We start from the raw sequence: 16,484 nt of genomic DNA on the forward strand, positions 1-16,484 counted from the left end.
CAAATATGTTGGCTTATGCCAACCGACGTTCATCTCCCACCTAAAATTGGTGTTTCACACCTTCACATTTTTGAGGAAGGAGTCTTCTGTCGGAAAACGATAAATATTTGAAGTAAAAGATTATATCCTCAGTTTTCAATGATTAATATGTATCTTAAACTTGCAATGGAAACGTGTGTTTTAATATCCGATAAACCAGTTTATCTCTCAACAAATGGCTTGCTAATGGAACTACACACAAATTGAAGAGAGGTTTTTCTTAGCTAAAATTAATTTTTTAATATGAGGAGGTATATATTTTCATGTTTTTTAAAGATAAAAACGTTTTAATTATTGGTGGAACAGGAACAATTGGAAAAAGCATTCTTTCTAATGTTCTACAGGAAAAGCCAAAAGTGGTAAGGGTTCTTAGTAGAAGTGAATATAATCAATTTTTATTACAAGAAGAATTTAGGGATAAAAATCAAAATATTCGTTATTTAATTGGGGATATTCGTAATTATGATCGAGTATTTAGTGCGATGGAAAATATTGATTATGTATTTCATGTGGCCGCGATGAAGCATGTGTCTTTTTGTGAATATAATCCGTTTGAAGCAGTTTTGACCAATATTTTTGGAACACAAAATGTAATAAGAGCCGCAATTGCTCAGAAAGTAAAAAAGGTAGTTTTTACAAGTTCTGATAAAGCGATTTCACCAACAAATAATTACGGTGCAACAAAGTTGACTGCTGAAAGATTGATTACATCAGCGGAATATTCAAAAGGTTCAAGTGAAACGATATTTGCAAGTGTTCGTTTCGGAAATGTGATGGGGTCAAGAGGATCTGTCATTCCTTTATTTGAAAATCAAATTAAAGAAAACCAAAAAATAACTGTAACGGATCTTAGTATGAGTAGATTTATGATGACACTGAATCAAGCAACTATGTTAACAATTGAAGCAATGAAAATAGCAAAGGGTGGTGAAACTTTTATATTAAAAATGCCAGTTATTTCATTAAAAGATTTAAGTGAAGTGATGATAGAAGAAGTTACAAAGTTATATGGGTTGCCTAAGGAGAATATAAAAATTGAAGAAATTGGATTAAAACCTGGTGAAAAAATGTATGAAGAACTTATGACACATGATGAGTCTTTACAGGCTTTTGAATTACCAGATATGTTTATCATTCCTAGCCCATTAAAAAAGGGTACACAATATGAAAATGCAGAAAGGGCGAAAGCAGGATTTTACCGTTCTGATAATCAAAATGCGATTTCAAAAGAAGAGCTTAGAAATTTAATATTAAACCAGCAACTATTAACAGGAGGGGAGAAACTATGAGAATATTAGTAACTGGTGGTGCAGGTTTTATTGGTAGGTGGGTTGTGAAGAGATTATTGCAGGATAAGCATGAAGTATGGATATTAGACAACTTAGCAAATTCAACTACTGCAAATATCACCGAGTTTGCACACGATCTAAATTTAAAGCAATGCATTCAAGGAGATATTAAAGATAAAAAATTAGTTGCTGAATTATTTAAAAGTAATTCATTTGACCTTTGTTATCATTTAGCAGCGAGTATTAATGTTCAAGATAGTATAGATGATGCTAGATCAACTTTTGAGAATGATACAATAGGTACTTTTAATTTGTTAGAACAATGTCTTAAGTATAACGTCAAAATGGTCTTTATGAGTACTTGTATGGTATATGATAAAGCTACTAATATACAAGGAATATCAGAATTAGACCCGATTAAACCAGCTTCTCCATATGCTGGATCAAAAATTGCTGCTGAAAACATGGTTTTATCTTACTATTATGCTTATAAGCTACCTGTAGTGGTTATTCGTCCATTTAATACGTATGGTCCATTCCAGAAAACAGGTGGGGAAGGTGGGGTTGTTGCCATTTTTATAAATAATAAATTAGATAATGTACCATTGAATATATATGGGGATGGAAAACAAACGAGAGACCTTTTATACGTTGAAGATTGTGCAGATTTTGTTGTGGCAGCAGGATACTCTGCAAAAGCAAATGGTCATATTATCAACGCTGGAACAGGACAAGATATATCCATTAATAAATTAGCAGAATTGATTTCGGGAAATAAAGTAAGTATTCAACATGTAACTCATATCCATCCGCAAAGTGAAATCCAAAAATTATTATGTAACTATGAAAAAGCAAAAACAATATTAAACTGGGAACCGAAAGTTTCTTTAGAAGATGGAGTTATTAAAACAGAAGAGTGGATTAAATCTTTAAAAATTAACCCTAAGGAGAAAGAGTAATGGTAAGGGGGATTCTCGGTATTCATGGAGGAAAGCCTGTTAGAAAAACTTATTTACCATATGGTCAGCAACAAATTGATGAATATGACATTCAGGCTGTTGTAGACGTATTAAAAGGTGATTTTTTAACAACAGGACCTATGGTTCAACAATTTGAGGAGGCTATAGCGAAATATGTGGGAGCAAAATACGCTGTTTCCTTTTCAAATGGTACAGCTGCATTGCATGCTGCCTGCTATGCAGCTGGCATAACTGAGGGAGATGAAGTAATTACAACTCCAATGACATTTGTAGCAAGTGCAAATTGTATCTTATACCAGGGTGCAAAGCCGGTATTCGCCGATATTGACAATGAAACATATAACATTAGTCCTAAATCTATTGAGGAAAAGATTACAAACAAAACAAAAGCCATTATTCCCGTACACTTTACTGGACAGCCTGTAGAGTTAGAAGCAATACAAAAAATAGCAAAAAAAAATAATTTGTTTATCATTGAAGATGCAGCTCACGCATTAGGAGCCACTTATAAAAATAAAAAGATTGGTTCAATTGGTGATATGACAATGTTTAGCTTTCATCCGGTGAAACATATTACTACCGGAGAGGGCGGAGTAATTACCACAAATAATCCTCTTTTTTATGAAAAACTTGTTCAATTCCGTACGCATGGAATTGAAAGGAACCCCCAAAAACTTCTTGAAAATCATGGACCTTGGTATTATGAAATGCAATTCTTAGGTTACAACTATAGAATTACGGATATACAAGCTGCTCTTGGTTTATCACAGTTAAGTAAATTAGACTCCTTTATTAAGATTCGAAAGAAATATGTAGACGTCTATAATAAAGAATTTAGTTGTTTATCTGAAATCATCATACCAAAGCAATTGCCTCAAACCGGTTCGAGTTGGCACCTTTATATTATTCGTTTAAATACTAAATTATTAAAATGTAATCGAAAGGAATTTTACGAAGCGTTACAAAGAGAAAATATCGGTGTGAACGTGCACTATATACCCGTACATTTACAACCGTTTTATCAAAAATTAGGTTACGGAAAAGGTATTTGTCCGCAAGCAGAAAACGTATATGAGGAAATTATTACGCTGCCTCTATTTCCTAAAATGACAGAAGCTGATGTGCGGGATGTAATACAAGCTGTGAGAAAAGTTCTTTTGTTTTATAGTGTTGCTAAAAATTAAATGAAAGGGGGGTTAATAAAATTGCAAAATCAGAAATTGTTAAGAGCAGTTACAAAAGTTGACATTAAAAAAGGAGAGATTATTACAGCTAATAAAGTAACAATGGAGTCAAATGTTGTAGAGAATGCGCTGAACAAGCTTGAAGCAGAGGAATTATTACCCCAGGTAGCTGTATATAATTTGTCTGCAGGTACCCCATTAACAAAAGAGGTTATTGAACCTCCTAAGGTAGTAATAATTGTACTTTGCCGCTTAAAATCTACTAGGTTACCTTTAAAAGCCATATTGCCAATACACGGAGTTTCTTCCATTGAACGATGTCTTATAAATACATTAGCTATTCCAGGAAAACATCAGGTCATACTTGCTACTTCAGATATTGCACAAGATGACCCTTTGGAAAAATTTAATTTAGATGGAAAAGTTAAGGTTTTTAGAGGTGATCCAGAAAATACCGCTGATCGCATGTTCCAAGCTGCAAAACAAGAAAATGCAAACATTGTCATGCGGATTACAGGAGATTGCCCAGCTGTGTCACCAGAAATTAATAATTTTTTACTAGATGAACATTTGAAAAGTGGTGCAGATTATACACAGGCAGAGTTAAGTACGTTACCTGTCGGAACAGCAGGCGATATTTTTACATTAGAGGCAATTGAACGACTACTACAAACCCCAAAACCTTTAACCTATGCAGAATACCTTCCATTTTATTTTATTAATAATCCACATTTATTTCGTATCAATATAGTGAAACTTCCTCCACCATTTTGTTACCCCACTTGGAGGTTAACATTAGATGAACAACCGGATTTAGATATGTTCAATGAACTTTATAAAGGTCTGAATGTAAAATCTAAACCTTTATTTTTTCATCAAATAAAAGATTTCATCCTTCGAAATCCTGAACTTATTGAAATGAATAATCATGTGAAATTGAAATGGGCAAATCAACAATCATTAGTAGATGAGCTAAATAGAGAAACGAAATTATAAGTTAATAAGTTATAGTGCTTTTAGTGAGGAGGGAGTATCTTGCTTGAGAAAAAAATTGCCTTTCGCGCCGACGCATCTATTGAAATAGGTACCGGTCATATTATGCGTTGTTTAACACTGGCCCAAGAATTGCGAAATAAAGGTGCTCAAGTATATTTCATTTGTCGTAAGCTGCAAGGTGATTTGCATCAATATATTTTAAATAAAGGATTTCATGTGTTTGTATTAGATGGAGATGGTGAAAATACGAATTTCTTAAGTGCAAAAAACGGGAGTTATTTAAATTGGCTAAAATATCATTGGTTTGTTGATGCGCAGCAGACCAATGATATTTTGTCGCAACTTCCCAAGTGTGATTGGTTAATTGTTGATCATTATGGATTAGATAATAAGTGGGAGTCTGCTTTAAGAAAAAGTGTAAGAAAAATTATGGTAATCGATGATCTTGCAAATCGAATGCATGACTGTGATTTGTTACTAGACCAAAATTTATATGATAACCTTAATGGTCGCTATAAAGATTTAATACCAGAGCACTCATTAGTAAAATTGGGGCCTAAATACGCTATATTACGACCAGAGTTTCATGCAGCTAAGAAGATTTCACGAAAAAGAACAGGGAAAATTGAGAGGATTTTTATTTTTTTTGGTGGTCATGATGTAACAAATGAGACATTAAAAACGTTAAGAGCTTTACAAAATATAAATAAAGATAACTTAAAAATAGACGTTGTGGTAGGTAGCCAAAATCCTCATAAAGAGGATATTCAAACTTATTGTAAGAGTGTTACTAACGCTTCATATTATTGTCAAATAGAGAATATGGAAGAGCTTCTCGTACGAGCGGATTTAGGGATAGGAGCTGGGGGCACAACCACATGGGAACGATGTTTTCTTGGATTACCTTCTATAACAATTACAACTGCCCAAAATCAAATTGAAGTAACAAAGGCTGTAGCGAAGGTTGGAGCTACATGGAATATTGGTACAGCTGAAAGTGTTTCGGATAAAGCAATTACGAAATGTGTAAACAAACTTTTATCAGATTCTAAAATAGTGAAAGAAATGTCTAATAAAGCTCTTTCTATACAGTGTGCCAGTAATACAAATGAAATAACAAAAATTATTTTAGGAGGATAGTATGTTAGATATTGGGGATTTTCAATTGGAAAAGTTAAAAAAGAAAGATTTAGAAATTATTTTAAAGTGGCGGAATACAAAAGAAATTCGCTCGGTTATGTATGAAAATCATCAAATAACAATAGATGAACATTTAAAGTGGTATGAAAAACTCGTAATGGATGAAACAAAGGTTGCAAGATTATTAACATATAAAGAAAAACCAATTGGATTTGTTAATTTTACAAAAATAGATAAAATGGATCGAACTTGTTATTGGGGATTTTATATAGGTGAAAAACAAAGTGTAAGACGTGCCGGAACTGTATTAGGTTTATTAGCATTAGATTTTATTTTTGAAATCAAAGACATACACAAAGTATGTGCAGAAATAATAGAATCAAACCGTATTAGTTTAAATTTCCATCAGAAACTTGGTTTCCAAGAAGAGGGAAGATATGAAGATTATATTTATAGGGACAATGATTATGTTGATGTCATTACAATGACCTTGTCCCGTGAACAATGGGAGGAAAGAAGAGAATCTATAAAAAAAGAGCTTGAAGGTGACAAAAATGAGTAATGTATATATCGGAGGTAGAGAGATTGGCAATAGTTTGCCACCATTTATTATTGCAGAAATGTCAGGAAATCATAATCAATCTTTAGATAGGGCGTTGAAAATTGTAGAGGCAGCTGCGGAGGCCGGGGCACAAGGATTTAAAATTCAAACATATACACCAGATACAATGACTTTAAATATAGAAAGTGGTGATTTTTTAATTCATGATACGAAAAGTTTATGGAAAGGCAAATCACTTTATCATTTATACAAAGAAGCATATACACCATGGGAGTGGCATAAACCAATTTTTGATCGCTGTATAGAGTTAGGAATGATACCATTTAGTACACCTTTTGATGAAACAGCTGTAGACTTTCTAGAGACATTAAATGTTTCATGTTATAAAATTGCATCTTTTGAAAATACTGACATTCCCCTCATACGTAAAGTAGCCGCAACAGGAAAACCAATAATCATTTCGACAGGTATGGCTTCAATTGCTGAACTAGATGAAACAGTAAGGGCTGCGAGAGAAGAAGGGTGTAAAGAACTAATTCTATTAAAATGTACAAGTACGTATCCTGCATCTCCAAAATCTACAAATATAGTTACTATACCTCATATGAAAGAGTTATTTAACTGTCAGGTGGGCTTATCCGATCATACACTGGGAGTAGGTGTATCTGTAGCAAGTGTTGCCTTTGGAGCTACAGTAATTGAGAAACATTTAACGCTCTCAAGGTCGGATGGAGGAGTTGATGCTAAATTTTCAATGGAACCAGCTGAATTTAAATTATTAGTAAGCGAAACTGAAAAAGCATGGGAATCTTTGGGGAATGTATATTATGGACCTACTGATATAGAAAAAGATTCTTTAAAATTTAGAAGATCATTATATGTAGTAGAAAACATAAAAGCAGGAGAAGTCTTTACAAATGAAAATGTTAAAGCTATTAGACCCGGGAATGGCTTATTACCAAAGCACTTATCCAAAATTATCGGGAAAAAAGCGAGTAAGGATATAGAAAAAGGGACGCCTGTTTCATGGGATTTAATTTGATGCCGAGGAAATTAGAGCGTTTATAGAAAGACTTATAATGAAAATGCTATTTTTAGTAGGAGATAAATTTAAAAGGCCCTGTTTTTAGACAGGGCCTTTTAAAAGGGCAAGACATTCAACAACTGAAGGTACCTTTATATTACCATTATTGGGATTTTGATACCATGTACTTGGTGTTGAGAAATAAAAAGGTAATCGTCGCTGAATTGCTTTTTGATAAAACAGAGCACTTTCAAACATAATATATTCGAAGTCTTATGATATGTGCAAATAAAATAGCAGCTAGTGTAAGCTAGCTGCTTAATACAGAAAAGAGAAGAACTACAGGGACGGTTAAATGAGTTCTGGCTTTCGCCTATCTTTAGTATTGACGGAATATTAAGTTTTATGCTGACAAACTTAAAAAGAGGATCTATAAAAAGATCTCTTTAAGGAAGAAAGGAGATATTGAAAAGTGAATTAGGTTTTTTAAATTCAAGATAATATATGACTATTTCATCATAATGTGACGATGAAACATAAAAGAGCAGCCAACAAAAGCTAACTGCTCGGCTCTCGACCAAGAGAGTTAGAGTGGGAAGAATTTAAGGCAGATTTATTAAAAGCCTTGTCTACAGTATTGACGACATATTAAGTTTTATTCAAGTGTCTAGAGGGAAATAAATAGGACATTCAATTTTGAATTACTTGATGAAAACACAGTGGATTAGGGGATAAGTGGAGTATTCATTATTTACGAAAAAATAAGTATCAATGGTTTAACGTAATATAAAATATACAAGCAGTAAAGGAAAAACATATTATGTAACAGTAAATGAAGCTTATGTGTATGTGAAATGAAAGAATAATAAAAAGGGTTCTTCCCGAGAGAAGAACCTAGTGTGTAGAACATTATAAGATATATTATCCCCGTAATGGCGTTCTGTATCATGTTTATGTAATGATAGCCAAGAATATGATGAGAATAAAACCAGAATATTTTTGATCAGAGAGAGCTCTGGTTCGTGGTTTCTCTTGAACCATGTAATATAATGCAGAAAAATATTTGTATAACTAAAAGGACAGAAAAAAGAGCATTCCTGGTTGGATGGGAGGAATACTCTTTTCTGCATAACACAATCGGTATTTTAATTATATGAGTCCAATATATACAATATGAATTGAAAATAATAAAGACACCTTCCCCAGCTGAAGGTGTCTCATATGGTGATATTCTAGATGTATAAATAGTATATCCAATATTATAGAAAGGTAGAACTTAGTATTGACTAATAAATGTATATGTTAAATATTATTTTATAAAAGAATAATTCAGTAAACAAAAAGAGCCATCAGATGACGTCTCTTTTTGTTTTATGAATTTAGCATGTCGATAAGATCGTTACCATCAATTAATTCAATGTTTTTATTTGCAGCGTATTGCTGCGCATTTTCATTGAAATGACTTAAAGTAACAAAGTATCCTCCTGTAGCTTCTCCATCGATGATGGCACTATGTAGCTTTTGAATATATGGTCGTCCAATAGATTCTTTTGTATATCTTTTTACTTCAACAAATTTCACTTCATCATCTTTCCAAAGAATAATGTCTTTTCCTCCATCATTAGAACATGGTGTAACTTGCGCTCGATATCCCTGAGAATGAAACAAGTCAGCGATTAAATATTCAAACTTTCGTGGGTCCATTTTTTCTAAATATTCACGATTTGCTTGTTCTCTTAAGTGTTTCATGCGAATCTCTTCTTCAGAGACCTCGGGTGCTTTAAGTATTATTCCTAATCCAAAAACGATGACTAATATAATGATAGTCCAAATCATACAATTCACCTCAGTATGAGTATAACCAGCTGAACACTATTCTATCTCTTCATACCAAATATCCTCAAAATATATAAGCAGAAATATTACGGTGATATGCCAGTGATTCATTTTTTACGGCTACTAAATACAAAAAAGAAACTTAAAGGGTTAGTACCTAATTACAATACGTTTGTGAAGATGGATATAATAGAATAAATATAAAAAAGTGTTGAAAAGTTTGTAAACGAATCGGCTAATATCTATACAAAAGAAAATATCGCTGATATTTCACCTTCAATAATAGCTAAAATTAACTAGCATACACTGATACGAAATGTTAATAAAAAAATCCTTAATACTAAAAATGTAGTAGCAAACTTGTTAAATTGGTCCAAACGATGTTTATTCTCCATCTCATTGAAAGTGCAATTGTATCTTCAGGGAAATTGTGGTAGATTTTATAGGGAAAAGACAAATTAAAATGCTTCTTCATAAAATTGAAAAAACATTTTAATTTATTAAGAATGAGTATTGAAGAAAAGATATTATTAATTTAATAAATTAATGAATGTGTGATTGTATAGTAGTTGTTATAAAATGGATCCTCTCATAAAAAGTATGCTGGCTAATAACTCTTGCATGAATTTTTTCGACCATTACTCTTTTTAAAATTGTATCATCTAAATGAAAAGATATCTTGTTTAAACAGTCTTCAAAGCTGTTATAGGATATAATTTCATCTTCATTGAAGAAAGATGAAAGGTCAGGTTTTTCTTCAATAATTTGAAAGCCTTGGCAAGCGGCAATATCAAAAGCACGATTATTAATTGTATTATTTTTTACTTTATTTTTATTTTTATTCTGTGGAAATAGATGACTACGGTGAGGATTTAAAATAACACTAGCGTTATTATAATAGAGTGCAACTTCTTGAGGGGGAATCCATCCTTCTATAATCTTAATTCTTCGGTGATTCTTCCATTTTTTTAATAACTTATTTCTCCAGTGTTGACCAATAATAGTATAGTGATAAGGCGTTTTTTCCAAGAGAAACTGTATTAATTTCACTCGGTTAGGATAAGGATATCCAATAAACAATACTTCACTTTTATATTTTGGATTTTTTAGATTAGGTTTAAATACCTCTATATTAGTTGCTAATGGTAAGTGATATACATTGGTATATCCTAAAGCTGTGTAATATTTAAGTGCTTCGCTATCAATAGTAAATATAAAATCGAAGTTATTTAATAGAAGAAGAGAAGTATCTATATAAAATGGATCCTCAGTTAACCAAACAGCTAATTTAATGTTCCTTTTTTTAAAATATTGAATTGCTTTTTGTGGTAGATGATTACCTAATAAGGTGAATACAATATCGGGATGAAACGTTGTTGTAATGAAATTCAATTGCTGTATTAATTCACTTGGCTGTACTGCTAACCATTCGGAATTTTGCTCGATAAGAGTTCTTTGTATGCTTTGATCTAGATATTGATAGATTTTTGAGTAACCAGAAGTAATGTATAAGAGTTTCATATTTCAACCCCTGCTTTAGGTTTAAAATATATTATGAGATAAACGTAACACTTTCTATTTCTTTACAACTAATCTTAGTAATACTTGTAGTAGGAGGAGTAACTGAGTTTTCCTCTTCTAATGTGACGATACAAGTATTAGGGTTAAAATTGGTAAAAATAGCAGGACCAATAATATTCCCAGATTTACCAGTCACAGTAACGACTTCGCCTGGTTGTAAATTTTTAAAAATACTACATACTCCACCTGAACAACCAAATAAATTGCATAAGAACAAATTTATCCCTCCTTTAAACAATATACTATATCATATGAAAGTTTATAGAACGATGTGTAGACAAGTAACCTTTAGAAGAGAAAAAGTTTAAATTAAAGCATCTTATTGAAATAATAGATACAATAGAATGTTACATCTTAGGTTGTACTGATTAGATTTTTCATGAAAAAAGACAGTTATTAGAATTTCTTAAATATGGATTAAGCTAGAAAAATATGAAGCATCTTAAGGAGTGGTTAAAGTAACACTTTCTATATCTTCACAACTAATGAATATAGTATTGGTCGAAGAGGGGGTTATCACATCTTCTTCTACCAACACTACTGCACATATATTCGGAAAGAATAGTGAAAAAGTAGCAGGTCCGATAATTTGACCTGATCTAGTGGTAACTGTAACTACTGTTCCTGTTGGCCACGAAGAGAATAAAAAACAAGCTAAACCTGTACAATCTGCCATATTAAATCCTCCTAATTTTAAGTTTTAATTAAAATAATAAAGTCCAAACATTTTATAGTGTATGTGTAAGTAACATGAAGTGCTTGGACTAATAGAAATCACGTTCTGATATTATCTCTTTATGATCAGTGAGTTAACTACTAAATCCTATAGTACAAAGGTTTAATAAATACAACATGGTCGGAAGGGTTAATGAAAAAGATATTCTATGACTTAGTAATTAGCTATTCCAAGGTCCAAATACTATGAATCGGAATTATAAAATGAGAAATTGGGGATATATGTGGCTATGATAAATGATATTTGAATAGGATAAAATACAAAGCTAAAGTTTTTGATAGTATTGATGGAAATCCCGAGCAATCAAAAAATCTTATGTATATGTAACTGTTTTAAAAGTATTTTCTAAGAGTAACAAGTGAAGGTTTTAAAAATGTAGTAAAAAATTGAACACAAGCTTCATTCAAAAAAAAGAACACAGATCAGTGCTCTTAGAAAGTAAACTATATGGTTTTCGGATTAGTATATAGTATCATATGCTCGTTTTTTTTTAAGGGTGTAAACAAAATTAAATAAAAATAATACATATGAGGTCTTTAAAAAAGTAATAGCTCAACAGGATTGATTTGCAAATGGCTTGTTGGTTACATATAAACTAAATAAAAATAAATTTATATAAACAAAAATGATTGAAAACAAACTTTTTACATTACTAAATTTAATATTCAGGCTCTTATAAGTATCAACGGATACTGTGAGATAGTATTGGGGCAAGGATAAATTGTAAGGGGAAAATTATATAGGTGATTAATTAATATAAAGCCATCCTATTATTGTATATATGGACATTTGATGTTTCTATGCAGTTCGTTTCATGTAACTCATAATCCAATGATTATTGGCATGTGATGTAATTAAATGTAGTTAGAATACAGGATAATGTTGAAAAATATTAAGTTTGTAGTGTTTGAAACAAATTAAAGAAGTAACATGGGGGATTCATGCATATAGTAATTTTGTTGATTATTTTTAACGAAATATTCATTTAAATCAGACAAATAAATGGTGTTTTTAACTTATAATATTGTTTATAAGATGAAATAAGGCTAAGGATGAGTTAATTAAAAAATCAATTTTAGATAGGAAGAGGATAATGAAGACCAGAGAGAGTTATAAAATTATTGTAATTGGTGCTGGGACTGCAGGACTATCTTCTACTGCATATTTATTACGAAATGTCCCCCTATTGAAAGAAAGTATAGCGATTATTGATCCGTCAAAAAAACACTACTTTCAGCCACTATGGAGTTTAGTGGGGGGAGGCATTGTTTCAAAGGAAAGTACGATGCGTGATCAAGAATCGCTTATTCCAAAAGGAGCAACGTGGATCCCTAAAAGTGTTGTTAAGTTATTTCCGACTGAAAATAAGATACTTTTAGATGATGGACTGCTGCTTAAGTATGAAATTCTTATTGTAGCAGCCGGTATACAAATAAATTGGGAAGGTATTAAAGGTTTAAAAGAGTCTATTGGGACTAATGGGGTTTGTAGCAATTATTCTTATAAATATGTTGAGTCTACTTGGAGAGAAATCGAAAAATTTAAAGGAGGAAATGCGATTTTCACGCATCCCAATACTCCTATTAAATGCGGTGGCGCTCCACAAAAAATTATGTATTTAGCAGAAGAGTATTTTTGTAAAATTGGTGTAAAAAACAGAAGTGAAGTAATGTTTTATTCTGCAAATAGTAACATCTTTCAGGTTCCTCGATATGCAAATACTTTAGAACAAGTACTAGAAAGAAAGCAAATTATAACGAACTATAATAAAAACTTAGTAGAGATTATCGCTGAAAAAAGAGAAGCAATTTTTGAAGATACGCAAACACTGAAAAGAGAAATTGTACCATACAGTATGATCCATGTTGTTCCACCAATGGGGCCACCTAATTTTATTAAAGAGAGTGAGATAAGTGATTCTCAGGGGTGGGTAGATATAAACCCTTATACTTTGCAGCATGTACAGTATAAGAATATTTTCGGACTTGGAGATTGTACCAATTTACCCACCTCTAAAACTGGAGCGGCAATTCGAAAACAAATACCTGTCTTAAAACAAAATATTATGGACGTACTTAACGGAAGAGACTTGCATGCTAAATATGATGGATATACATCCTGTCCGATTGTTACAGGATATAAAAGTCTTATACTCGCTGAATTTAACTATGAACATGAGCCCCAAGAAACGTTTCCATTTAATCAAGCGAAAGAACGGTATAGTATGTTTTTACTTAAAAGATATATGTTGCCCTATATGTATTGGAATTTAATGTTGAAAGGGATCCTATAGGAAAAGATAAAAAGTGGTTATAAAAATTGAAAAGCAATTTGAAATAAATATTTGGAGGGAATAGCTATGCTTTTAAAATATTTTTATGATGAAAAATTAGCGCATGCTTCCTATTTAGTCGGGTGTCAGAAGGAAGGTGTAGCAATTGTAATTGATCCAGGGCGCTATATAGAACAATATATAGAGTTTGCTAAGAAAGAGGGGATGGAAGTAATTGCTGCGGCTGAGACTCACATTCATGCAGATTTTCTTTCTGGATCTAGAGAACTTTCTAATCTTTATCATGCAAATTTATATGTATCTGATGAAGGAGATTGTGATTGGAAATATCAATATCTCAACGAAGGTCGATACAAATTGGTTAGAGAGGGCACAGAGTTTAAAGTAGGCCATATAAAATTTAATGTAATTTCCACCCCAGGGCATACGCCTGAAAGTATTTCTTTTTTAGTAACTGATACAAGTCAAAATAATTGTACGAATGATAAACCGATAGGAATTTTCACAGGTGACTTTATATTTGTAGGAGATATAGGAAGACCTGATTTATTAGAAACAGCTGTTGGTATGAAAGATACTGCACAAATAGGAGCGAAACAATTATTTGATTCTATACAAAAAGTAAAAATACTCCCTGATTATTTGCAAATATGGCCATCGCATGGTGCGGGAAGCGCATGTGGAAAAGCATTAGGAGCAATTCCAACTTCTACATTAGGTTATGAAAAAATGTTTAATTGGGCATTTCAGTGTAATGAAGAAAGTGATTTTATATCAACTTTATTGACGGGACAGCCAGAGCCTCCAAAGTATTTTTCATTAATGAAGAATTTAAATAAGTATGGTCCCCCAATTCGTAAGAAGAGAAAGATTACTGCTATTAATACAGTAGAAGAACTTCAAGAAGTTATGAGAAGTGTCCAGCAAATAGTTGATATAAGGGATGTAGAGAGTTTTGCTTCTGGTCACATTGAGAAATCAATTAACATACCGTATAACAATTCTTTCACAACTTGGTGTGGATGGTTACTAGATTATAAAACAGAGACTTTAATAATTCTAGATGAGGAAAAGGTTAAGGTTGAGGTTGAGGAAGTCATTAGGGACTTTGAATCTATTGGGCTAGATAATATTGTTGCTTTTGCACCTTTAAAAGTAATAAAAAAATTTGATATATTAGAAGGCTACAAGGAAAAAACATCAATTGAATTATATCGGCATATAAAAGATAGAAGTGTTAAGGTTATCGATGTACGTAGTAAAAAAGAGTGGGAGGAAGGGCACCTTCATGATGCAATACATATTATGTTAGGCAATCTATTTGAGAAGATAGATTCTGTACCGAAAGATTGTCCAATAGTTTTACAATGTCGAACTGGTTTGCGTTCCGCTATAGCAGCTAGCATCTTACAAAAAGCTGGTATAAAGGAAGTAGTTAATTTAAAAGGCGGATTTCTCGAGTGGAAAAAGTTTGGATTACCATACGAGAATTAATTTTTATCTAGTAATTCATTAAATTAAATATTTATCTTATTAATTAATAGCTTATGTTATTACAATTATAATAAAGATTTGTTGACAAAACCATTATTGTAATACATTGTATATCGTATTAATATTTATATATTCCTGTTAAATATTATAGAATTGGGTGATGATATTGATGAAAACAATTAAATCTATAACATGTATGTCAGTTTTATTATTCATTTTTACATTATTTTTACCAAAAAATTTAGCATTCGCAGAAGAAATGGATAAGGTTTGGGATCCAGAGAAAGGGACTATTTCTGGTTATATCTGGTTTGATGAAAATGAGGATGGTTGGATTGATCCTGAGGAACAAACAATCGCACCTGAAATAGGTGAAATAAAGTTATATTTAATTAATGAAAATGAAGAGATAGTTGAAGAAAAAATAGTGTCTAGATTACAAAATGGGCAAGCTCATTACTATTTTGAGGTAGAAGAAGGAAAGTATAAAATACGAGCTGAGTTTACTGAAAAGGGAAAATATCAGCTTACTAGAGATGGAAGAGATTCATTTTTCAATTCTACAACAAACGAAACAAGGTATTATGAAATTATGAAGTCATACAATATAGATAGTATTCAGCTGGGGTATAAAAAGCTTCTTAAGTCTATTTAAAGTAAGAAAAAAAAGCTAAAGGTGATAGTAAAAAGGTTGGATTTCAATTTTAAGTGGGGCATACGCCTCTCTTTTTTTAAACAGATTTGTTGATTATATTATTTGATGTTATATGAGAAAAGTGGAGGCGTTTATCGTTAATGATTTTTGGATGATTAGATCGTGAACAGAGCTTTCATGTTTTATTTTGTCTCTTCACTGTAATGGAATTATGTACGACTACAGCACCAGAACATTGAGCTTTCTAGTTCTTTAAAATAGAGACTTGTACTTTATTGTATCATTAGATTAATCTCACAGAATGAGAAAATGTAATATGCTCCTATTTGAAGGATTTTTTTATTATTGGTAATTTCATGTACCGTATTTAAAAATAAATCCAATTTGGAAGAAGTGAAGCAGGATGAGCTTCCTACAAAAGTGAAAGAAAAACTTGCTGTGAAATAATAAAAAGGGTTTGGTCTTAAAGGTCAAACCTTTTTCTGTTTTCAAAATCTTCTTCTGAAATGACTATAAATCCATATTTTTTAAATTGAGCTGTTGTTATGCCCTAACTAGTTTGTTTATTTCCACTAATTACATAAGTTTTATCGTTGATACCCCTACATTTTTCTGCCTCTTTAGTAAGGCATCGAATAATCCGTACGAATACCATCGCTATTTCTGATAACTTAC

The 16,484-nt window shown here is 31.8% G+C and carries 14 protein-coding genes; 10 read left to right on the forward strand and 4 right to left on the reverse strand.

Features of this window, described 5'->3' with window-relative positions:
* The first annotated feature begins 302 nt into the window (after nt 1-302).
* Genes RT27_RS21445 through pseI form a run of 7 tightly spaced genes read left to right on the forward strand, consistent with a single transcriptional unit; the run spans nt 303 to nt 7,232 of the window.
* Nucleotides 303-1,328, forward strand: a complete 1,026-nt coding sequence (locus RT27_RS21445) for an SDR family NAD(P)-dependent oxidoreductase (protein ID WP_043937404.1) — start codon at nt 303-305, stop codon at nt 1,326-1,328.
* Nucleotides 1,325-2,287 carry an NAD-dependent epimerase/dehydratase family protein gene (locus RT27_RS21450; protein WP_043937405.1) on the forward strand — a complete coding sequence of 321 codons (963 nt, stop codon included), beginning with the start codon at nt 1,325-1,327 and terminating at the stop codon, nt 2,285-2,287. The genes RT27_RS21445 and RT27_RS21450 overlap by 4 nt, the downstream gene beginning before the upstream one ends.
* On the forward strand, nt 2,287-3,492 hold the full coding sequence (gene pseC / locus RT27_RS21455) for a UDP-4-amino-4,6-dideoxy-N-acetyl-beta-L-altrosamine transaminase (RefSeq protein WP_043937407.1): 1,206 nt from the start codon (nt 2,287-2,289) through the stop codon (nt 3,490-3,492). Before RT27_RS21450 ends, pseC begins: the two co-directional genes overlap by 1 nt.
* Nucleotides 3,493-4,488: an SAF domain-containing protein gene (locus RT27_RS21460; RefSeq protein WP_043937409.1), complete on the forward strand. Its 996-nt coding sequence runs from the start codon at nt 3,493-3,495 to the stop codon at nt 4,486-4,488. It begins immediately after the preceding gene.
* 39 nt (nt 4,489-4,527) lie between these two features.
* Nucleotides 4,528-5,628 (forward strand): UDP-2,4-diacetamido-2,4,6-trideoxy-beta-L-altropyranose hydrolase, encoded by a 1,101-nt coding sequence (gene pseG / locus RT27_RS21465; RefSeq protein ID WP_043937412.1) that lies wholly within the window; start codon nt 4,528-4,530, stop codon nt 5,626-5,628.
* A gap of 1 nt (nt 5,629) precedes the next feature.
* Nucleotides 5,630-6,190 (forward strand): UDP-4-amino-4,6-dideoxy-N-acetyl-beta-L-altrosamine N-acetyltransferase, encoded by a 561-nt coding sequence (gene pseH / locus RT27_RS21470; RefSeq protein ID WP_043937414.1) that lies wholly within the window; start codon nt 5,630-5,632, stop codon nt 6,188-6,190.
* Nucleotides 6,183-7,232, forward strand: a complete 1,050-nt coding sequence (pseI, locus tag RT27_RS21475) for a pseudaminic acid synthase (protein WP_043937416.1) — start codon at nt 6,183-6,185, stop codon at nt 7,230-7,232. The genes pseH and pseI overlap by 8 nt, the downstream gene beginning before the upstream one ends.
* Before the next feature lie 1,353 nt (nt 7,233-8,585).
* Here the strand turns inward: pseI and RT27_RS21480 are convergent.
* The 4 genes from RT27_RS21480 to RT27_RS21495 form a co-directional block, all read right to left on the reverse strand.
* Nucleotides 8,586-9,050, reverse strand: coding sequence for a restriction endonuclease (locus RT27_RS21480; RefSeq protein ID WP_043937418.1), 465 nt, complete (start codon nt 9,048-9,050; stop codon nt 8,586-8,588).
* 543 nt (nt 9,051-9,593) lie between these two features.
* Entirely contained in the window at nt 9,594-10,571 is a 978-nt protein-coding gene (locus tag RT27_RS21485) for a DUF3880 domain-containing protein (protein WP_043937420.1), read from the reverse strand.
* Nucleotides 10,572-10,602: 31 nt separating this feature from the next.
* Nucleotides 10,603-10,848, reverse strand: coding sequence for a hypothetical protein (locus RT27_RS21490; protein WP_000477970.1), 246 nt, complete (start codon nt 10,846-10,848; stop codon nt 10,603-10,605).
* Between the two features lie 225 nt (nt 10,849-11,073).
* Nucleotides 11,074-11,307, reverse strand: a complete 234-nt coding sequence (locus RT27_RS21495; RefSeq protein ID WP_000752671.1) for a hypothetical protein — start codon at nt 11,305-11,307, stop codon at nt 11,074-11,076.
* 1,153 nt (nt 11,308-12,460) lie between these two features.
* Here RT27_RS21495 and RT27_RS21500 point away from each other — a divergent pair.
* From RT27_RS21500 to RT27_RS21510, 3 genes are all read left to right on the forward strand, one after another.
* Complete coding sequence (locus tag RT27_RS21500) at nt 12,461-13,660, forward strand: FAD/NAD(P)-binding oxidoreductase (protein ID WP_043937423.1); 1,200 nt, start codon at nt 12,461-12,463, stop codon at nt 13,658-13,660.
* Between the two features lie 66 nt (nt 13,661-13,726).
* Nucleotides 13,727-15,154, forward strand: coding sequence for an MBL fold metallo-hydrolase (locus RT27_RS21505; protein WP_043937426.1), 1,428 nt, complete (start codon nt 13,727-13,729; stop codon nt 15,152-15,154).
* A gap of 169 nt (nt 15,155-15,323) precedes the next feature.
* On the forward strand, nt 15,324-15,809 hold the full coding sequence (locus RT27_RS21510; RefSeq protein WP_000849082.1) for an SdrD B-like domain-containing protein: 486 nt from the start codon (nt 15,324-15,326) through the stop codon (nt 15,807-15,809).
* Nucleotides 15,810-16,484: the final 675 nt, after the last annotated feature.

It is taken from the genome of Bacillus sp. L_1B0_5 (assembly GCF_000836715.1).
Classification (GTDB): domain Bacteria; phylum Bacillota; class Bacilli; order Bacillales; family Bacillaceae_G; genus Bacillus_A; species Bacillus_A thuringiensis_S.